The sequence below is a fragment of the Paenibacillus ihuae genome (assembly GCF_001368795.1).
In the GTDB taxonomy this organism is placed as follows: domain Bacteria; phylum Bacillota; class Bacilli; order Paenibacillales; family Paenibacillaceae; genus Paenibacillus_AQ; species Paenibacillus_AQ ihuae.
In genome coordinates this window covers 2,494,296-2,514,526 of sequence record NZ_LN831198.1, presented here as the reverse complement: position 1 = coordinate 2,514,526, position 20,231 = coordinate 2,494,296, and the positions used below count along the sequence as shown (strand labels likewise).

Below are 20,231 nucleotides of genomic sequence, written 5' to 3'. Positions count from 1 at the left end.
AATTCCCTTAAGGCCTTGAGCCAGCTCGTCCGCAGCCGTACGAAGCACAGCATGGTCCAGGCCAGCGGCAACAATCCAGTTGTAATCCTTATACCGCTCCGTCTCTCCCTCCGCAGGACGGCGGTATTGCAGCCAGGCCAGGTATCCGTCTCTGGGCTGATAACGTACTGTATGATCCATATTCATAAATCCTCCCTCTACGCTCAATTCACATTAGACGCCCATGTAACGGCAAGGCCCGGAACAAAATGCTCCGGGCCTTTCGTTCTGGAACTATTTTTCGTAAGCCTGCGCCGCTTCCTTCAGCTGCTCAAAGGCTTTCTCCGGTGTCACTTTGCCAAAGCTGAGCTGGTCACGTACCAGTACCCAGTCTTTGTCGACGAAGTTGGTCCAGCCGCCGGCTCCAGCCGACCAGGTCTGGCCGTCCGGCTCTGTAGCGCGGAGCAAGCCCAAACCAACCTTATCCAGATCACTCATGCTTGCTTCCAGCGCCGTTGCAATTTCCTTGTTGGCCGGAAGGCCGCGGAAAGTCTTGAGAATATTTCCTGCTTCCTGGTCATTTACAAACCAGTTAATGAATTTCTTGGCTTCTTCAGCATGCTTGGAGTTTTCGGAAACGGCCAGGTACATGGATGGCTTCAGCCAGCCGCCCGCTTCTTCTGCACGCGGCATCGTTACCAGGGCATAAGCACCCGGCTTGATGCTGTCCCAGGTACCAAGGTTATTGGAGAAGCTGTACCGGAACAGAACCTTACCTGCTGCCAGCAGGTCCATTTGCGGATCATTTTCCTTATCGGAAGCATTTACGTCCGCCGGAGGAACCAGGCCTTCCTTGCGCAGCTCTTCAAATTTCTTAGTCCATTCCAGATAGGCTGCCTGATCGACATTAAAGTGGCCGTCATCTGTAATGACCTGCCCCTTGCCTTTGGCGTACTGGTAGGCCGAGTACATAAAGTAGTTGCCGCCATAGTCCAGGGTGAAATATTGCCCCTCAGGCAGTTTGGATTTGGACTCCTTGGCTAGCGCGAAGAAATCATCCCAAGTCCAGCCGTTAGCCGGATTTGCAATACCGAGCTTATCCATGGCTGCCTTGTCGTATACCATTCCGAAGGCTACCGAGCCAAGCGGAACCGCGAACTGCTTGCCGTCAAGCTGTCCGCCGGACAGCAGCTTGGCATCGAATTTACTGACATCCACTTCAGGCGCGAGGTCGGCTAACTGGCCCCGGGACATCCAGTCCGGCATCCAGCCCGGATCAAGCTGAACGATATCCGGTGCATTTTTCGCTGCAGCCTGTGTTGATAATTTATCCAGGTATCCATCCATACCTGAATATTCCGGTTCGAAGGTAACATTAGGATTGTTCTTTGTGTATAAGTCCAGCGCAGCCAAGGTAGCCTCATGCCGTGGCTGGGATCCCCACCACATAATACGCAGTTTAACAGGCTCATTGCTGGGTGCTGCCGTCGCCGCTGCAGTAGTGCTGGTAGGCTCGGTAGTAGACTCTGCCTTGTTTGTAGCCCCATTTCCGTTTCCGTTGCCGCCGCAGGCCGCCATCGTTCCCAGCAAGGCCGTCATGGCCAGCACTGTGAGAGAACGCTTCCATTTCAACATCTTTAACCCTCCTAATATATTCTTTAGTATCCCGCTACACCGTAATAGTAACAATTATATACGAGAGTTCATATGAGGGTGATGCACGATTTATTTTAAAATCGCACGAAAAATTGCATGAGGTTCAATCTTTATCCTAGCACAATTTTTCAAAATTCAGGCTTCAATATCCATGAGACCGATGAATTCCCGGTTCGGCTGTCGTCTATATAAATGAAGGCATGAATGAACACAACCTAATACGAGAATTCGGTAGCCATCGTAATCGGCGACAACCTGCAGGTCATGCTGATCAATCAAGCATTCTTTAATACGCTCACGGAGAAAGAATCCGTCGATACGAGCAAGTATGCGCAGATGACGATCGCATTGACCTTCGAGAGCCGGCAAAAGGTCGATGAAATCGTAAATACCGCGGTCTCGTTGGGTGGGAAATTGCACGCTGAACCTGAAGATCATGAGTTCATGTATTATTGGGGCTTCGTGGACTTGGACGGCCATCTGTGGGCTATTAACTACATGAACATGGATGCGGCACAAAGTTAAGGTTATCGGAGCGTGCTAGTGTTCTAAAAGAAAGACGCCGGGTATGTCCCCCGGCGTCTTCTTCGTGATGATTAGTAGAGGATTCATTGGTCAATTCGCTCAGGCAGCCCAAATCGCGTAAATAATGGCGTGTGAATGAAGTTTTGAACGTGCAGGATTTGATTGTCTTTGGTTGTTTCGATAACGTGGATGCCCCAGGGTACCAGGCTAGCGCCTTCTTTGCCCGGAATATACTGGCCAACGCCGGATAACCGCCATTCACCGTAATAGGCACCAATCGCGAACCTTCGCAATGCCCGCGAGTAAGCGAATAGAAGGCGGACAAATTTTCCTTGCCGCGGATCCACATCTTAAACGGCGGCAAGGAAGGATGGCAATATGTTCGAATCAACTATCTTTTGTCGCACCATGCCAATGTTTAACACCACAATAATCGCGTGGATTACTAATGGATTAATCGAACCATCTAAGCTCGTGGCAGAAGAACTGGGGATTTTGTTAGACAGGAACCTATAAAAGGCGTTCAACAACTGTTGATGCTAATCGAATCTCTGCAAAACTTGAGCCAGTTTGGGACTTTTCCGGCATCAAGGGAAATTACGTGTTGTTGCGGCTGCTGCAGAAAGATAATGAAACCAAAACTTAGGCATCTCGTTTACAGTAAAATACAATAGCTGCTGCTATAAAGCTCAGTGTCCATATGATTGAAATACCTGTCCCTTGCATTGGTGTAAGGACATTTATTTCATCAGAGGAAGGTGGCATATACATATAATATCCTGCAGTATCCGGAAAATAATTTCTAATACTAGGCAGAAAATCTTTCGACAATGGACTGACAATGAAATAATAACCAAGTAGTACCACTAAAGCAGGCATGGATCGTCTTAATAAAGCACCAATAGCTGCACTGAAAAGTGTGGTTAATGTCAGATAGCCTGTTGCACCTGCTAATGTTTTTATCATTGTGTCTATTTCAATCCCTACTGCTGTGTCTCTCATCCTAATAAAAGTATATAGCACACCTGATGCAGCAATAATAAACGCCACAGGAATGGTTATAATGGCCAACGCCAAATGCTTCGTGGATAATTGAAACCCTCGCCAAGGTACCGTAGTTAAAGTAGCTCGAATCTGTCCTCCAGTATACTCCGAACAAGTAGCTAAGATACCAAGTATAATGAACCCCGCTTGAAGATATCCCATAGAAGCAAGTCCAATGTTCAGTACACTTTGCGTTCCTGCTGCCCCTTGTAGACCATTAGAAGTAAATGCTGCGGCTAAAACCAAATTAAGAATGAACGTCCACATAAGAGTGAGCCATATCAATGGTAATGTAGCTAATTTATCCAGTTCAGCACCAAGGATTTGTGTTATCTTTCTACTAGATGAGACACTCATGCGACGTCCCTCCTGTGGAATACAACAATTGCAACAATGAAAAGAACGACTACCCAAGTAAACATGACTAAACCGCCTGTGAACGGGGTGTGAATTCTGTCGCTCATAGACATAAACATATCAATGCCAGCTCGATCAGGTAAGTAAAACGCCAACTTTGTAACCTTAGAAAGCAGGACACTAAATGATACAACGGATGAATTTATCATGAGCACAGCAAGCGGGATCGTGGAATTCTTGGTTAGAACAGTAAACCCAAATGCTAAAAGAGCAGTGAATATCCAGTAACAAACTGCACCGATAAGTCTAGACCATTCAAATGCAGGGGTATATTCACCAAGAATAAGATGCGATGCTGAGACGGTTGTTATAATAGCAACAATACAAAGCAGTATGCTGAGCCCTATCACAGCGCCTGCTTTTGCCAGCAAAAAATGAAGCCGGGATGAAACAGCAGTTAAACTTGTTGTTATCTGTTGTCCTCCACCGGATTCACTGCTCTCTGTCAAATACTCACTGCTGACAGCAAGCACACCAAGAATAATGACACCTTGTACACCAAGAGCTAATCCAATATAGCCAACTTCCGAAAGCCGTGTGCTAACTCCAGCTATAATTTCTGCTTTTTGTGCTATACTGTCCAAGGCAGCTATGACCGCTGGGGCAACAGCTCCAATAAGAAAGGCAAGCCAAATGCCCGGCAGGGAGAACATTTTAGATAGTTCGGCGTTAAATGCCTTCATACATTACCAACTGCATGTTCAGATGTCAGGGCAAAAAAGGCCTTCTCCAGTGTGGAATGGTTACCTATTACTTCTGCCAATGTTCCAACCGCCACGACTTTTCCGTGATTAATAATCACCACATCATCCACAGTCTCTGCAAGCTCTCCCATTAGATGACTGGATATCAACACCGTGTTACCAGTCGCAGCACGTTCACGTAAAAATGTCCGAATCCAGCGAATTCCTTCCGGGTCGAGCCCGTTTACGGGTTCATCTAAAACTAATATTTCGGGATCGCCAAGCAGAGCAGCAGCCATCCCAAGTCTTCTGCCCATGCCGAGGGAATAACTCCCAACTCTTTTGCCAGCCGCATTAGTAAGACCTACGATTCCCAGTACTTCCTCGACACGTGAGCGGGACAATCCTGCGGCACGGGCCATCCAGCGCAAATGCGCCCGTCCTGTCCGCATCCGATGTGCTCCAGATCCATCAAGTGCGGCTCCTACGGTTGTTAGAGCATTATGTAATTCTGCGAAAGGCTTTCCATTAATTAGCGCACTACCTGAGGTGGCACGATCTAATCCAAGCAGGATGCGGAGTGTAGAGCTTTTCCCTGCCCCATTCGGACCTAAAAAACCGGTTACTCTACCGGGTCTGGCTGTAAAACTGATCCCTGACAAGATTTCTTGATTTCCGCGATGTTTGACTAAGTTATTAATTGTGAGCAACCATAACACTTCCTTTCTGTTATGGCTCTAATTATAAAGAGGCAGAGTTACATCTCGGGTATCAGCCTGTTTAATTCTGGGTTACTTTTAGGTAAAGCTCTACCAATAGCTACTCTTGTGCCATTTTCATTGGATGTAAAGTCAGCTTTAAGCTTCATTTTTTTTAGCATATAATTGGAAGCCGATAAACCAATCCCCGCCCCGCGATCATAGAAAGAGTTATCCATACCGGGACCCCTGTCTGCAACAATGATCAGTTCTTTTTCTAGATCAACCACAATGTTTGCATATTTCCCCTCTGCCGCATGGCGGAGAATATTCTGAAATATATTATCCAGAACCCGTGTCAACCATTTAGGATCTGCTTCCCAATAAAAAGTTTTCTCTGCCGGTAAATCAACATCGATCTGAAACTCTTGTTCTTCAAATACAGGATACCATGCTGCAACAGATGCTCTTACTAAACGTCCAATATCTGTTGAAGCAGGCTCAAAAGGAAATTTCCCTGATGTAAGCAATGTATAGGAAAGTAAATCATCCATAAGCTCTCCGACTCTTGTAATCGTATGGTCCATCTCTGTTAATGAATGTTGTCCTTCTAAACTCATAGATTCTTTATTTAATCTGGTGGCATGTCCTCTCAAAATGGTAAGCGGCGTTCGTAAGTCGTGAGATAAATTCGCAATGAGCCGATGCCGTAATAATTCTTCTTCGTATTCCCGCTTGCGGCTGTCTTCAAGCTGCTGAATCATCCAATTAAAAGAACTTCCTAACTGGTCTATTTCATCCATGCGATCACTTTGAACAGATATGGGTTTAGGAAAGGAATGTTGTTTAGCTGAAAATGACATGACTTCCTGTAAGCTGGTAAGACGTTTGCGAAGCCTCAAAAAGAACAGCCAAGATATTACAACAAATGCAACCAAAATAAAACTAAACAAAAGCAGTGTAATGTAAAATAGATTTAACGTATTCAGACCTTCTTCATGGGTACCCTCAAACCCAAAAAACGTAGAGAAGAAAATAAGCACAATCGGAGGCAAAAAGATAAATAGAAAATGCACTTTTAGAAAACGGCGGAATAATGATCTGGTCTGTTTCATAGCTTCACCCGATAGCCTATTCCCTTCAACGTTTCAATAATCTCCGGGGAATCCGGGTTACGTTCCAGCTTTTGACGCAGTCTACGGATATGCACCATTAGTGTTTTATCACCAGTGATATAAGCTTCTTCCCAAATGGCTTCATAAATTTGCTCTTTGGCTAAAACCTGATTAGGGTGGCGTAAGAAGTACATTAAGATTTGATGTTGCTTCCCAGTCAAAATAATTTCTTCTCCTGTGCGTTTATCAATTACCATTTGGACTTCTGAATCAACTTCAATATGATTTCCTAATGAAATGCGTCCGGAATGTGTTACACCACTTCGACGGATTAATACTTCTAATCTTGCAACTAATTCATCCGTATGGAATGGTTTCGTTAAATAGTCATCAGCAAACTGTAAACCATCTACCTTATCCTCTATCGATGTCCGGGCAGATAACAGCAAAATCGGAATAGCAGGGGCTGCCTTTTTTAATCGTTTACCAACAGTAAAACCGTCTAAACCAGGTAACATAATATCCAAAATAACGATTGCATGCTGATTTACTACTTTTTCGGCTCCTTCACCAGATAGCAGCCACTGAACTGAAAATCCTCGCTGTTCCAATTCTTCTTTTACCCAACCTCCTATTTTTCATTATCTTCAATATATAATATGTTTCTTTTCAAATTACATCCTTCTCTCTGAATCGAGTTCACTATTAGACAAATTAACACAATCTAAAAACCAGCAGCACGTTGAATTCTAAACTCCATTCAAATCGGCAATAGTAATTTGCTGTAAGGATTTTTGAAAAACGTGCAATCAAAAAAACCGCTCTAGCGCGGTTTTCAAGAATACACTTTTGGAACGCGCAGCCATTACAAATTCCCGCTCTCAATGTTCAGGAAATTATATATGCAGCCATGTCAGCAAAACCATTCAAGCATGCTACCTACTGCTCTATACGCAACACACCTACCTTTGATGTCTATTCATTTGAAGTGCTTTGTTATATCTTCGCCGTATGCATAGAGCGGTTTAAGCTTCAGATGTACTAGTCTTTTTCCATTCTGGGTTGATTCCGTTTGCTCGATGATATACCCTTCGCCTTCGACGGAAATCATGACCTTCAGCAGATTGAGCACCTCCAGAGCATCACGTAGTGACTGTCCTCGTAGGTCAGGAATAGATGCCTGGTCAATCTGCTGACTTAACAAATAGATCCGTTGTCCCGAAGCAAGCCGGGTGCCCGCCTCTGGATATTGGCTGATCACGTTGTTTCCGCCTCCGACCGTTTTAAAGTCAATGCCCTGATCAATGAGCAAGTTCTTGGCCGCCTGTACCGATTTTTCGGTTAGATCGGGTGCGGAGTGCTGTGTGGAGGGTGCGTACTTGACGGATACGGTAGTACTGCCTCCATCGGCCGTTGTAACTTTTGATACACCCATATATGGCAATACCTTGGATACGATATCTTTAAACACCGGTCCCGCCGCAGCACCACCGCCAGCAGCATCAGCAGGCTCGTCAATGCCGACATAGACCACAATCTTCGGATTATTAGCGGGTGCGTATCCTAGAAAGGACGCGTGTACCTTGTCGCGATCATATCCACCCTTACCATCAGGTTTAATCGCCGTACCGGTCTTGCCCGCAACCCTGTAGCCTTCAATATAAGCATGGCGTCCAGTACCAACGACCTGATCCGCAACTACCTGCTCCAGATAACTTCCAGTTTCCCGAGCGCTCTTTTCAGAAATGACCTGACGTACCACTTCTGGCTGGGTCATGGTTATCTTTCCAGTATTCGGGTCGGTAATTTCCTTGACGACATGTGGTACCATCAACTTACCGCCATTAGCGATGGCCGCCATAGCGGTTAGCTGCTGAATAGGAGTCACCTGTACTTTACCGTGTCCGAATGCGATTGTCGCGTTCTCTGAAGCATTGTTCGGTGTTGGATTAACGAGTCCGCTGATTTCGCCCGGCAGGTCAATACCGGTAGGATCGTTAAATCCGAAGGCATTTACGTATTGCAATAGCCTTTCCGAACCGAGCATCTCATAACCGAGTTTGATGAAGGCCACGTTACTTGAACGCTTCACGCCTTCAAGATAGGAAATTTCGCCATACCCGCTTCTCTTTTGATCATACAACAGCTTGCCGTACCCCTTAATGCGGATAGAACCAGACATAAAGGTTGCGTCTGGATGGAATAGTTTCTCCTGTACCGCACCGGCAAGCGTTACTATCTTGAATGTGGAGCCAGGCTCAAATCTCGTTTTGATCGCATGGTTGAAGAATACTCCAGGATCGGAGGCATAATTCCAGAACTCATTCGGGTTAAAGGTCGGCATATTCGCCAGCCCCAATATTTCCATGGTGCTTGGGTCCGCAGCAATTACCGTAATATTCTTGGGCTTGTATTCTTCATATGCCTTCTGCATTGCCTGTTCGATATAATACTGGATTGTGCTATCGATTGTAAGCTTGAAATCACTTCCATTAACAACCGGCTGATATGTATCCTTTGAGTCAGGTAGCTTGATGCCTTTACCGTCACTCTGGTAGAGTAGCTCACCATTTTCACCCTTAAGCTGATTGTCAAAATACTTTTCGAGCCCCATTACCGCATTTCCGTCGCGGTCCGTATAACCCAAAATATGTGCAGCCAGAGTTTGTTGAGGATAATAGCGCTTCTGCTCCCTAATCAGGCCCATGCCCGTCTCCAGAGTGTCATGTTCATCCTTCAGTTTCTTTATGAACTCATTGACTTTGTCGCGCATCTCCTGGTCTATCTTCCAGCCTTCATTACGGATCTCCCGGTTCTTCAGGTACTTTCCGTTTTTATCTTTGGCTTCCACGATTACCTTAAGCTCATCTTCAGGTTTGCCGAGCAGCTCATGCAGGCCGCTGATAACTTCTTCCCCTATGCCGAGCGCGGCAATCGCTTTTGGATTAACCACTACTGTATAGGCTGGTATATCACTTGCGAGCACCTTGCCGTTGCGGTCCTCGATCGTGCCACGCACCGCTTTAATCACCGAAGTATGGGCCCTTTGCTCTAAGGCCATGGATTGCCAGAAATCCCTTTCCAGCACCTGAATCCAAAACACCCTGCCGAGCAAAACAAGAAAAAAGAGCGTAATACACCCTCCTATAAACAGCGTGCGAAGTTTTATTCTCTTTACCATAAGAAAACCTCACAAGTATATATTTAGATTTATGTAATTAAGAACTCATTAAATTTTTGTGGTTAGCAATCTGTTTATTTAATCTCAGCAATGCCCTAGACGATCAACTGCGCTTTTATGTCTAGGCATATAGACTTAACATCAGAGCAAGAAAGCAGCTACGAAAGCAAAAATGACCATTAGCAAAAATAACAAATATCCAGTGTTCCTTGGTGGCCAGTCCGATTTAAGTCAACAAGGTATGATGATGCCGTAGAAACTGCGCTGAAAGTTGAAAATCGGCATAGGCCTCGCATTTTAGCAGGTCTCCAGACTCCGCCTCCTACACCCTGCAATACACACGACGAGTTACGATCTCTCTTTTCTTTGGCTTACCTTTCCCGATGAGTGTTCGCTTGGCACTGAATTGCTATTTCCCTACTTCCCAGTAAAGCTCAATGTTGTAGGCATAGGTAGGGCCAGTTTTTATTAGTTAGATTAAAGATTGCCATAATGATCGTCACTCTCATTACAAATTGTACAGTGCATGATAAGGTAAAATCAACCATTTTATTCCACATATAAGTAGGTATTCTAATCCCGTGATTTTGCAAGCATACGGGTTTGTTAATACATTTAAAAAGTTAGAACTGTCTAGCACTTACGTCAACATCAAGAGAGTATCCTAATCTACTATATATGTATATAGAGTAAGATCCGTTTAATCCAACCCCAAACATATCCGTATATGAGATTGTCTTCTGTGCGCCAGCAGCAATCGTTTGATCAGTAATCAACAATCCATTGATTTTAACTTGAAATTGGACTGCATAACTGCTATTATTCCTCATCCAAATATTCAAGTTAACTCCATCAGAAGGTGTAGAGGTGAATGCATCATTAAAAGCTCCACCATCATGATGCACAGGAACTATTTTATAGGTCTCTGAAAATAGTGAATTTTTTTGCGCTTCAACCCCATCTCTTATCAAAACCTTCGTTTCTGGACCTTCGAAGATGTTATTGTTATAAGTATATCTACTTGAAGAATAAACTTCAGAAGAAACATCGGAGACTGAAGAATTTTGTGTCGATGTTGAATTCGCTACTATTAAGCTTGTAGTCGGAGTAAAAAGCAAAGACGCTGCCAAACCCAATCCTAAAAACTTGATCAATTTTATTACCTCCTAAAAGTATAAATAGTGATATATTTGTATATACCTTACCATATTTTAGTAAATTATTGATATTATCTATTTACCATAATTAACTGTATACACTTTTACGTATTTTTATATATGGATTTAATGTATAAAAATGATTGATTAGCAGAATAAGCTATCAAATTGTTACAAAGAAAATTTATAGTGCTTATTAAATTTATAGTAAAAGTAACAAAAGGTTGATTCGGAGAAGACTCCGTATATACCTGTGGAAACCATGGAAACGAGTGCGCACACAAATCAGTGAACTTCGGACACTTAGAGCTCCGAGATCGCGGATGAAAACCGGTAATTAAAAATATGTACTATTCGAATACTCGCCTGTCTCTGGCCCACAGTCTAATACTTTATTTTCACTGAACATAAACCAGTTATTCTTATCAAGATGTTCCGTATGCCTTCGAGAAATAATATAGTGGGTGGTTTTGCATTGCTCACGAATCGGGTCAGCCATGTCTCTTGGCGATATACAACGCTTTTTGAAACTGCCAGGTAAATTCTTATCCAGTCGCCACCAGTTATATGAATAATGAATCTTTCTTCAGATTTAATATATCGGTTAATCTCTAACCTGTTACTTCCAATAAGAGCAATATTGTGGCATATTAATGGTTGAGTTTATCCAGATTTCTTAATATAGGAATAAGCAACCATACGGTGGCGGGTATCGGAACTCAATACCAAGCTATTTGTCAATATTCAGGCTTCCGAATCCATGAGACCGATGATTTCCTGGATCGGCTGTCGTCTATATAAGCGAAGGAAATACTGAACACAAACTAATTTGACGAAGAGGTGTTTTGAAAATGGCATTAACATCCGCATTCACGAGCTTCAACCTGCCTGTAAAAAACGTAGAACAATCGAAAGCGTTCTTCACCGGACTTGGATTCGAGCTCAACCCGCAATTCCCCGATAACGAGAATTCGGTAGCCATCGTGATCGGCGACAATCTGCAGGTCATGCTGATCAATCAAGCATTCTTTAATACGCTCACGGAGAAAGAATCCGTCGATACGAGCAAGTATGCGCAGATGACGATCGCATTGGCCTTCGAGAGCCGGCAAAAGGTCGATGAAATCGTGAATACCGCGGTCTCGTTGGGCGGGAAGTTACACGCTGAACCTGAAGATCATGGGTTCATGTATCATTGGGGCTTCGTGGACTTGGACGGACATCTGTGGGCTATTAACTACATGAACAAGAATGCGGCACAAAGTTAAGATTAATGGAGCGTACTAGTGTTCAAATAGAAAGACGCCGGGCATCTTCCCCGGCGTCTTCTTCGCGATGATTAGTTTTTTTCAGTATAGGCTTTGAAATTGTCCATGATCGCTTGCCAGCCCGCTTGCTGGAGCTCGACGGGATTGGAGCTCTCCGCATCAAACGTTTCAACGACCTTCGTCTCATTCCCTTGATCGATGAAAGCAATATCCACTCTTCTTCCGTCTTCCATGGCGTAGCCGATTGCCTCATGCTGATTCACGACATCGTAGACGCCACCAAAATCAAAGCCCATGCTGCCATCCTTCGCTTCCATCCTTGTCAGAAACTTACCGCCGACCCGCAGATCGTTCTCGGCTCTCGGCGCATGCCAGTCCTCGGATGCTTGATTCCATTTGGTGATATGATCCGGTTCGGTCCAATAGCGCCATACTTTCTCGAAAGGGGCTTGAATCACAGCTTGCACGGTTACTTTCGTCGGTTGACTCTTTTCCATTTTAAATCGACACCTCTCTCTGATATTCGTCGTTTGGTTATTCTCAATGATATAGACGTAAGCCAATGACGAAATTCATTGGTCAATTCGCTCAGGCAGCCCAAATCGCTTAAATAATGGCGTGTGAATGAAGTTTTGAACGTGCAGGATTTGATTTTCTTTGGTTTCGATGACATGGATGCCCCAGGGTACCAGGCTAGTGCCCTCTTTGCCCGGCATATACTGGGCCAACGCCGGATAACCGCCATTCACCGTAATGGGCACCAATCGCGAACCTTCGCAATGTCTGCGAGTAAGCGAAAAGAAGGCGGACAAATCTTCCTTGCCGCGGATCCACATCTTGAAGGGCGGCATTGACATGCAGCCTTCCTCGTGGAACAACGCGACGAGCGCAGCAATATCGAATTGCTCGAAGGCCTCCACATACCGGGACAGCAGTTGCTGCTCCGGTTGAACGTCCACGCTGCTGAGCTCATCCGAGCGAAGCTGCGCCCGGTCCATCGTCTCTCGGGCTCTTTGCAAGGCGCTGTTCACCGCTGCCGGCGACATCGCCAACGTCTCCGCGATCTGCTTGGAGGACCATTCAAATACATCCTTCAAAATGAGCACCGCGCGTTGCCGCGGAGGCAAGGTCTGCAGGAGAGCGATGAAGCACAGTTTAAGGGTATCTTTGCGGACGAGCCGATCCTCCGGATTGCCCCCAAAGTCGGGAGACGGCCAGATCCAGGCAGAGTTAGGCAACGTGTCGCGCGGCTCGACGATGGTGACGGCCGGGTCGAACAGGTCAACGGGATGCGCGCGGCGTTTGGATTGTCTCAGCTTGTCCAAGCATAGGTTGGAAGCAATCCGATAGACCCAAGTTTTGAACGAGGAATCCTGTCTGAACGTGCTCCAGCTCTGCCAGACCCGAATACTCGTCTCCTGAACGGCATCGTCCGCATCGTCCATGGAGCCTAGCATTCGGTAACAGAACGAGGTTAAGCCCGGCTTCAAGCTTGCAAATAATGGTTCGTCAAATGCGGTCTCATTCATCGCGGCCTCCCTTAACGATCTCCCCAAAGGGGGTACCTTCATTATATGCAATGAAGCAGACAGCCTCAAATATGATAAATCAACTGAACCTCATTATTAATCACACCCTAGGCTCATGTGCATATAATTGAGAGTGAAATTATATACACATCGGAGGGCAACGCTCATGAATATGGTTTATCCGTATTGGTTCAGATCGCCATTCGTTCCTGTTTGGGCAACTTCAACGCAGGACGCGCTTGAATTAATGAGGACTTCAGTCCAAGGGGAACGAAATGATGAACTTTTTTATGACCAACTCATTCGTCTTACTCCTAGCCAGAACCAAGCTGAAGTGATTACCTCTATTCGGAATGATGAACGAGATCATAATCAAATGTTCCGGCAAATGTACAGAGAAATAACTGGCCATGAAGTGACAGGAGTCAGCAACGAAGTTCCTGAACATGTACATTCGTATGTTGCGGGGCTGCAAAAAGCTTTCCAAGGGGAATTGTCTGCAGTAGAAAAGTATCGAAAGATCTGGTTCGGCCTTCCTTATGGCGTTTATAAGGATACTTTGTATGGTATTATTCTCGATGAGCAAAAGCATGCGGCAAAGTATAATAATCTGTTGCTACAGAACTTGGCTGGAAATCAGTAATAATTTCCTTGGACTGCCTAAGTACTTTATTCATTCAGAGTCTCCCGTTTATTCAATCTTCTTAATAATTTTCGCAGGAACACCTGCTACAATCGTATTGGCTGGTACATCCTTGGTGACAATAGCACCGGCGGATACAATAGAATTTTCTCCGACCGTAACACCTGGTAAGATCATCGCGCCTGCCCCCAGCCAAGCGTTTTTCTTGATAACAATAGGAGTAGAGATAGTAGATTGTCTTTTAGCAGGATCCAGAGGGTGGTTAATTGTAATCAGGTTCACTTTAGGCCCTATTAATACGTTATCTTCGATGGTAATGCCACCCCTGTCCATAAATGTACAAGCGTGATTGATAAACACATTTCTCCCTACTCTGATATTTTTGCCGAAATCAGTATAAAAAGGTGGAAGAAGTCCTAACGAAGCATCTACCTCTACTCCCGTTAACTTCGAAAATAATTCTCTGACTTCATCCGCTTCATGATAGGAGTTGTTTAATTCCATTGTGATTTTTTGTGCTTCAACAATAAGGTCAAGGATTATATCATACCCGGGATCATTCAATGAAATTAACTCGCCATTTTTATCTCGTTCAAGAATGTCTTTTGGATTCATTTTACATAACTCCTTTTTCATTTTTGAGTTTTTTGTTGTCTTTAATTGAAGTTATATCAGTTATCTATGGAAAAAGTGATTTGAACAGCTTCTGGTCCAAGTGCTGCTGCGAATCCTGAGATGTCCTCTGGATAGTATTTCTCTTGTCCGTTCAATTCGGACATGTTAACTGTCATTGGCAGCTGTGTAATCAAAGCCCGTGTTGTTTCATTGTCATACATTTTGGCTTTGAAAGCCGCTTTCCCGACAATGATAGTCATGTTAATCATATAATTCTCTTCAGGTTGCTCTTTTATCAGGATTATTCTGCAAGCGACCAGGTAACTTGTACACTCCCTGAACCAAGCGCTGCTGCCAGATTTGCAGGATCGTCGACACTACCGAGCGGAACATAACCGTCGTAAGAATTAGAGAAGGTGTGATAAAAAAGTACAAGCGTATTTCCGGACCAGCACATTATGTCACCGGCATGAATGGTTGCAGGACGTTCAGGAGAGGCAGACGGAAGCGCTTCGGACAAATCATTATACTTCTCTAGCCCATTCAGCTCATTCATTTGGAGGGTCATCGGAAACTGCGCCACCAGGGCTTGCGTCGTCTCATTGTTATTTAATGTTGCTGTAAATGTGCTGCCTCCAACAATAATTCGGATGGGAATTACTTTGTTTTCCTTGACGGTATTTCCTTTTGGCGCTTCATCGCTTTCTACAGTAGTACCGGAACTTGGCCCATGATTTGTCGGGCTGCAGGCAGCCTGTGCAAATATAATAGTAAGGCCAAAGAGCAAGTATAAGATTGTACGCATATGTACCTCCTGAAATAAGCAATTGCTCGCCAATGTGATCCGGTTCAAGCAACGTACGTGCGCGTGATGCTAAACGATATTGATCGATTAAACGACATGTGTATAATATTATATAGAATCGAGCATCTTACAATCGTTAAATAATCTGTATCTGTCGATTAATGTACAGATTCCTCTGAATTGACTATTAACTACGGGAGTTTGGTGATATCCAAGATGACTAAAATAGATAGAAGAATAATGAAGTCTCAGGAAGCGATAAAAAAAGCCATCATTGAATTGATGTCTGAAAAGAATTTTGATTCCATTACGATCCAGGATATTTCCGACAGGGCAAACGTCCACCGGGCAACTATCTACTTGCATTACAATGATAAATTTGATCTGCTGGATAAACTGATCGAAGAACATATTGATAACATGAAGGACATTAACAAATATGCATGTGAAATGGACTGGAATGATGCAAATCTGGTCTATTTCGAATACTTTGAGCGTCATTATTTATTTTTTTCTAACGATGTTGGCGAGTAAAGGAGCTCCTTCGTTTCGTGCCCGGTTCCTTGAGTTTCTTATTGAAGAATATAAGGGTGAATTCAATACCAACGAAGAACGAAATCAGGGATTGGATGAAGTGATTGTGGGGTCTTTTATGGGAACAGCTTTTGTAGGAATAGTCGAATGGTGGATTTCCAATGGGATGCCGTATCCACCTCATATCATGGCGAAACAAGTTGGGGTATTGCTTGAGAGGGTTGTATAAAAGACAACTCAAATGAAACAAATCGCTGCTAATTAAGGCAGCTTCAGGTTGTCGAGAACGTCTCGACAGCCTGAGTCCTGTTATACAGAGATTTAACCGAGTTTATTATATGCCTCATCCGACACAGGTTCCAACCATTCCGGTCTGCCCGCAGTGATGGCAATATGTTCGAACCAACTATCTTTTGCCGCACCATGCCAATGTTTAACACCATCATGGGTTAAGATAACATCCCCCGCTTTCAAGGATTGTGCTGGCTTACCTTCCTCCTGATACCAGCCCTCGCCTCCAGTTACCAACAATATTTGAAATCCGCCCTGGTGGATATGCCAGTTGTTTCTGCAGCTTGGTTCGAAGGTGACATTGCTAACACCCACATTCACAGCGGGATCAGCCATTAAAGTTTTTAGATAACTTTGTCCCACAAAAAATTGTGAATATGCTTCATTCTTCTCTCCAACCGGAAAAATTACACCCCTCTTGACTTCTTCATGTTTAGCCATTTTATTACCTCCTATATATATCATTTATATTTGTACTTATTTACTTTAATTTCCCGCCAAATACCGGGAAGAAGCTATGCTCACCGTAATCCTGAATGGGCTCTACATGCTTCAGAGACTCCATATCTGCATCGCTGATTATAAAATCGAGTTCTGCATTATTTCTCATATGATCAGGATTTGCTGTCTTAGGAATGACTACAAGACCAAGCTGGATATTATAACGAAGACAAAGCTGGGCGACAGTTACTCCATACTTATCCGCTATTACCTTAACGTCTGCATGATCAAGAACGGCTCCGTGGGCAATGGGTGAATAGGCCTCTACCAGGATGTCATTCTCTTGGCAGAATTCAATTAGCGATAAAGGCGTATTTCTCACATGTGCCAAGATCTGATTGACCATAGGCTTGATCTCGCAGCTGGTAAGTATGTTCTCTATGTCATCCTGAAGGAAGTTAGAAAGACCGATTGCTTTTACTTTGCCGGCTTTATAAGCATCCTCTAGTGCTTTCCAGACTACTTTATTTTCCTCAAAGTAACGGTTGTCCTCGCGGAACTCCTTCCAGGGCTGCGGGCTGTGAATGATCATAAGGTCGATGTAATCAAGTCCCAATTTAGCTAAAGACCCATCAATGGACTTTGTCACTGCATCATAGTTCTTTAGTTCTGCGGCAACCTTAGTCGTAATGAATAGCTCTTCACGTGCGATCCCACAGGAACGGATTCCTTTGCCTACACCAGTTTCATTCATATAAGCCTGAGCAGTATCAATATGGCGATATCCGATAGATACTACATCCCGCACTGCCTGGTGTGCCTGTTCATCGTCAAGCAGCCAGGTACCGAGACCTAATTTGGGGATTTCTATGCCGTTTGTTAATGTGTTAGTTTCGTTAAACATGGTTATTGCCTCCTCTACATTATTTTTATTGGGGAATAAAATAATTGTTTGGCTTATAGTGATAAATGTACCGCACATTACTGCGTTACCGCACATCTGTGTATAATATAAGATGATAAGAACAGATTTTCAATATTCAGAATGCCCTGTTTTGTATGTTACCGCACAAATATCTAGATAATGTACGATATTTAGAGAGAGCCTGGGTGAATATAAATGTCTAGAATGGATAGAAGAATTATAAAGTCGCAAGAAGCGATAAAAAAAGCTTTTATTGAATTAATGTCCGAAAAAAATCTCGATCAAATTACTATACAGGATATCTCTGACAGAGCAAATGTCGGGCGCAGGACTATTTATGATCATTACCTGGATAAATTCGATTTACTGGATAAGCTGATCGAAGAGCATATTAACGAATTGAGGAAACTATGCAGATCGGCAGCCGATCTGAGTTTTACAGAGGGAAACTTGTTATGGTGCCAATATTTTGAAAACCATTTTCCGTTCTTTTCGACCTTATTAATCAGTAAAGGTGCCCCTGTTTTCCGCAATAAATTCCTGGAATTCGTAATTGAAGAGTTAGCGGAGGACGTAAAGGTAGACGAAGGAATAAATAAAGGGCTGAGTAAAGATTTAATCCTTAAATTTTTTGGAGCTGCCATTGTGGAGACGATAATCGCCTGGATTTCTAATGGATTAATCGAACCCTCTAAACTCGTGGCAGAAGAACTGGGGATTTTGTTAGATAGGAACCTATAAAAGGCTTCTAACTGAAACAACTATTGCCTCAGCATATATGAATAGCCGCCCTTTACAGGCGGCTATGGGAGACTATAATAAGCTTCAAGAAAACTTAATCTTACGGATTAGACCTTCCAGGGTTCTTCCTGCAGTCTTCCTTTGGCTGCGCCAATGCTACCGCCTTTTAGCAGATAGGTTTTGATGTTTTTCTGTAAGGATGTATGTTCCGGTAGTTCTTGTATTGGAATATCAGTTCTTCCATAAACCCATCTAATAGAGCTGTCGCTAGAATGATCTATATGTGTCAATTCGAATGCCTTTTGAAAGCCCACTATGTTGGAATTCTCAGGTAACAATTTAGTCAGGACAGGAGAAAGCAGCCAGGAATCACATACCATATCCGACTGTCTATACTCCGGATAGTATTCGGCGAAAAATTCTCTGGCTTCCTCATATGACTTCCGCAAGCTCTCCCTCCCCAAATCCGCATCTGCGGGGATATGTAGATTAATTAATTTCTCTTCTTCCTGCTCGATCATTTCATATTCTAGTGCACCAATTCGGAATTCGCGAAGTGAAATCTGTCTTGGAAACCACCAAGCCCAGGTAAATGCATAAGTCCCGTACAGCTTGTAATGTTCGTCTATGAAACGGGTACAAAACTTCATCGTATCAGTAAAAATGATCTCAATGATTCCTCTTTTTTCGTACTCCTTATGAGAATCTACTGCCCTCTGGAGCATAAAGGTGAGCATTTTGCTCCCATCCGGATCCTCTCCAAGAACCCCGGCTATATCTTTAATTCCCTTTTCCCAGGATGATGGATCATAGAGGGCAGGAGAAAGTGACTCTGCTCTTCTCTGATCGAATTCGTCTGCAAATTCAAGCACTTTTCTTTTCATTGGATCCGGTAAGCAGATATGTTCACACACTTCTTTTAAAGTCGTCATCTATATTCTCCTTTAGCGATCATTTAGCCGTAGCCTCACCCATCATTATATATGTTTTCCATCGTAACAACTCGTTTTAAATCTCCTTCGATTTTGAACCATTGCTGTTATAAATGCTTCACGAATGTTTTGTATCGAGTTGCAGGAAAGTGTCCATACTAAGACTCGAAATATGAATAAGGGAGAGGCTTGATATGGACCTGCAAAGTGGAAAATTGTACTGGCCGACAACGGTTGTTACCCCCCCTTCGTATCCGAAGCTCGAAGAGGATATATCCTGTGATGTACTAATCATTGGTGCGGGTAGTTCAGGTGCCCAGTGTGCAAATATCCTTTGTGAACAAGGGATGACCGTCGTAGTAGTCGACAAAAGAAGAGCCGGAGAAGGCAGTACCAGCAGCAATACCGCTTTGATTCAATATGCCGGAGAAAAAAGTTTTGTATCGCTTAGCCATTCTTTTGGTGAAGAGGTGGCTGCCCGTCATCTAAAACTATGTGAGCAGTCTATTAACGACATTGAGCGGGTAAGCCGTCAATTACCCATTGATCCGGATTTTATAAGACGGGACAGCCTGTATTACGCAAGCTCCAAGGAGGATATTTTTGAATTAACCGAAGAACATGCTCTCCTTAGGAAATACGGGTTTAAAGTAGATCTCTGGGATGCCCAGAGGATATCGGGCCATTATCCTTTTCAAAAAGAGGCAGCACTGTACTATCACGATGATGCCGAGATGAACCCGCTTAAATTTGTTTACGGGCTTCTTGAGAAAGTAAAGTCACAGGGCGGCTTGATTTATGAAAATACGGAAATAACAGGCAGGCGTTTCGAACAGGATTATGCCCTGTTTTACACCAAAGAAAAGCGTGAAATTCGGGCCAGACATGTCATCATCGCGGCCGGATATGAAGACAGCGACTTCAAAACTGAAAAAAATGCTACGCTGTCAAGCTCCTATGCCGTCATTACGAAGCCGGTCGCCGATTTTTCAAGCTGGCATAAAAGAACCTTGATATGGGAAACGGCACGCCCTTATGTATATATGCGTACA

At 43.9% G+C, this 20,231-nt stretch carries 20 protein-coding genes and 3 pseudogenes; 6 read left to right on the top strand and 17 right to left on the bottom strand.

The genetic code is table 11. The annotated features are described in order from the left end of the window. Both AQR02_RS32420 and AQR02_RS11325 read right to left on the bottom strand, forming a co-directional pair. On the bottom strand, window positions 1-180 hold a 180-nt coding region (locus tag AQR02_RS32420), incomplete at its 3' end, for a hypothetical protein (RefSeq protein ID WP_159067742.1). 93 nt (window positions 181-273) lie between these two features. Then, complete coding sequence (locus AQR02_RS11325) at window positions 274-1,614, bottom strand: ABC transporter substrate-binding protein (RefSeq protein ID WP_054940650.1); 1,341 nt, start codon at window positions 1,612-1,614, stop codon at window positions 274-276. A gap of 243 nt (window positions 1,615-1,857) precedes the next feature. Here AQR02_RS11325 and AQR02_RS11320 point away from each other — a divergent pair. After that, window positions 1,858-2,160: pseudogene (locus AQR02_RS11320) on the top strand (VOC family protein); the annotation flags it as partial. A 642-nt stretch (window positions 2,161-2,802) separates the two neighbouring features. On the opposite strand, the gene AQR02_RS11315 reads toward AQR02_RS11320, so the two are convergent. The 7 genes and pseudogenes from AQR02_RS11315 to AQR02_RS11285 all read right to left on the bottom strand — a co-directional run bounded on the left by AQR02_RS11315 (window position 2,803) and on the right by AQR02_RS11285 (window position 10,452). Next, window positions 2,803-3,561 carry an ABC transporter permease gene (locus tag AQR02_RS11315; RefSeq protein ID WP_054940649.1) on the bottom strand — a complete coding sequence of 253 codons (759 nt, stop codon included), beginning with the start codon at window positions 3,559-3,561 and terminating at the stop codon, window positions 2,803-2,805. Further along, window positions 3,558-4,304 carry an ABC transporter permease gene (locus AQR02_RS11310; RefSeq protein ID WP_054940648.1) on the bottom strand — a complete coding sequence of 249 codons (747 nt, stop codon included), beginning with the start codon at window positions 4,302-4,304 and terminating at the stop codon, window positions 3,558-3,560. Before AQR02_RS11310 ends, AQR02_RS11315 begins: the two co-directional genes overlap by 4 nt. Then, window positions 4,301-5,023 (bottom strand): ABC transporter ATP-binding protein, encoded by a 723-nt coding sequence (locus tag AQR02_RS11305; protein WP_245237336.1) that lies wholly within the window; start codon window positions 5,021-5,023, stop codon window positions 4,301-4,303. The genes AQR02_RS11310 and AQR02_RS11305 overlap by 4 nt, the downstream gene beginning before the upstream one ends. A gap of 38 nt (window positions 5,024-5,061) precedes the next feature. Further along, window positions 5,062-6,117 carry a HAMP domain-containing sensor histidine kinase gene (locus AQR02_RS11300; protein ID WP_054940646.1) on the bottom strand — a complete coding sequence of 352 codons (1,056 nt, stop codon included), beginning with the start codon at window positions 6,115-6,117 and terminating at the stop codon, window positions 5,062-5,064. Then, window positions 6,114-6,790, bottom strand: a pseudogene (locus AQR02_RS11295) (response regulator transcription factor). The gene AQR02_RS11300 and the pseudogene AQR02_RS11295 overlap by 4 nt, the downstream one beginning before the upstream one ends. Window positions 6,791-7,096: 306 nt before the next feature. Then, window positions 7,097-9,298, bottom strand: coding sequence for a penicillin-binding transpeptidase domain-containing protein (locus AQR02_RS11290; protein ID WP_054940645.1), 2,202 nt, complete (start codon window positions 9,296-9,298; stop codon window positions 7,097-7,099). 623 nt (window positions 9,299-9,921) lie between these two features. Beyond that, complete coding sequence (locus AQR02_RS11285) at window positions 9,922-10,452, bottom strand: hypothetical protein (RefSeq protein ID WP_054940644.1); 531 nt, start codon at window positions 10,450-10,452, stop codon at window positions 9,922-9,924. A gap of 854 nt (window positions 10,453-11,306) precedes the next feature. On the opposite strand from AQR02_RS11285, the gene AQR02_RS11280 reads away from it, so the two are divergent. Further along, a complete protein-coding gene (locus AQR02_RS11280; protein ID WP_054940643.1) occupies window positions 11,307-11,723 on the top strand; it encodes a VOC family protein in 417 nt (138 codons plus the stop codon). Window positions 11,724-11,794: 71 nt separating this feature from the next. On the opposite strand, the gene AQR02_RS11275 is transcribed toward AQR02_RS11280, so the two are convergent. Both AQR02_RS11275 and AQR02_RS11270 read right to left on the bottom strand, forming a co-directional pair. Further along, window positions 11,795-12,220, bottom strand: a complete 426-nt coding sequence (locus AQR02_RS11275; protein ID WP_054940642.1) for an SRPBCC family protein — start codon at window positions 12,218-12,220, stop codon at window positions 11,795-11,797. A gap of 75 nt (window positions 12,221-12,295) precedes the next feature. Beyond that, window positions 12,296-13,252, bottom strand: coding sequence for a sigma-70 family RNA polymerase sigma factor (locus AQR02_RS11270; RefSeq protein ID WP_054940641.1), 957 nt, complete (start codon window positions 13,250-13,252; stop codon window positions 12,296-12,298). Window positions 13,253-13,418: 166 nt separating this feature from the next. Between AQR02_RS11270 and AQR02_RS11265 the strand changes: the two genes are divergently transcribed. Next, the gene (locus tag AQR02_RS11265; RefSeq protein WP_054940640.1) at window positions 13,419-13,895 is read left to right on the top strand and encodes a ferritin-like domain-containing protein; all 477 of its coding nucleotides are present in this window, start codon (window positions 13,419-13,421) and stop codon (window positions 13,893-13,895) included. Between the two features lie 48 nt (window positions 13,896-13,943). Here AQR02_RS11265 and AQR02_RS11260 read toward each other — a convergent pair whose 3' ends face one another. From AQR02_RS11260 to AQR02_RS11250, 3 genes are read right to left on the bottom strand one after another with little or no spacing between them, the layout of a single operon-like run. Beyond that, entirely contained in the window at window positions 13,944-14,510 is a 567-nt protein-coding gene (locus AQR02_RS11260) for a sugar O-acetyltransferase (protein ID WP_054940639.1), read from the bottom strand. 56 nt (window positions 14,511-14,566) lie between these two features. Next, window positions 14,567-14,779, bottom strand: coding sequence for a cyclophilin-like fold protein (locus tag AQR02_RS11255; protein WP_054940638.1), 213 nt, complete (start codon window positions 14,777-14,779; stop codon window positions 14,567-14,569). Between the two features lie 32 nt (window positions 14,780-14,811). Continuing rightward, the gene (locus AQR02_RS11250; RefSeq protein WP_054940637.1) at window positions 14,812-15,315 is read right to left on the bottom strand and encodes a cyclophilin-like fold protein; all 504 of its coding nucleotides are present in this window, start codon (window positions 15,313-15,315) and stop codon (window positions 14,812-14,814) included. Window positions 15,316-15,531: 216 nt separating this feature from the next. On the opposite strand from AQR02_RS11250, the pseudogene AQR02_RS11245 reads away from it, so the two are divergent. Beyond that, window positions 15,532-16,078: pseudogene (locus AQR02_RS11245) on the top strand (TetR/AcrR family transcriptional regulator). A 92-nt stretch (window positions 16,079-16,170) separates the two neighbouring features. On the opposite strand, the gene AQR02_RS11240 reads toward AQR02_RS11245, so the two are convergent. Beyond that, window positions 16,171-16,581 carry a cupin domain-containing protein gene (locus AQR02_RS11240; RefSeq protein WP_054940636.1) on the bottom strand — a complete coding sequence of 137 codons (411 nt, stop codon included), beginning with the start codon at window positions 16,579-16,581 and terminating at the stop codon, window positions 16,171-16,173. 40 nt (window positions 16,582-16,621) lie between these two features. After that, complete coding sequence (locus AQR02_RS11235; RefSeq protein ID WP_054940635.1) at window positions 16,622-17,485, bottom strand: aldo/keto reductase; 864 nt, start codon at window positions 17,483-17,485, stop codon at window positions 16,622-16,624. Between the two features lie 216 nt (window positions 17,486-17,701). Between AQR02_RS11235 and AQR02_RS11230 the strand changes: the two genes are divergently transcribed. After that, complete coding sequence (locus AQR02_RS11230; RefSeq protein ID WP_054940634.1) at window positions 17,702-18,247, top strand: TetR/AcrR family transcriptional regulator; 546 nt, start codon at window positions 17,702-17,704, stop codon at window positions 18,245-18,247. Window positions 18,248-18,354: 107 nt separating this feature from the next. On the opposite strand, the gene AQR02_RS11225 is transcribed toward AQR02_RS11230, so the two are convergent. Then, window positions 18,355-19,179 (bottom strand): acyltransferase domain-containing protein, encoded by an 825-nt coding sequence (locus AQR02_RS11225; RefSeq protein WP_054940633.1) that lies wholly within the window; start codon window positions 19,177-19,179, stop codon window positions 18,355-18,357. A 194-nt stretch (window positions 19,180-19,373) separates the two neighbouring features. Here AQR02_RS11225 and AQR02_RS11220 point away from each other — a divergent pair. Beyond that, window positions 19,374-20,231, top strand: an 858-nt coding sequence (locus AQR02_RS11220; RefSeq protein ID WP_245237334.1) for an NAD(P)/FAD-dependent oxidoreductase, incomplete at its 3' end; no start/stop codon positions are given.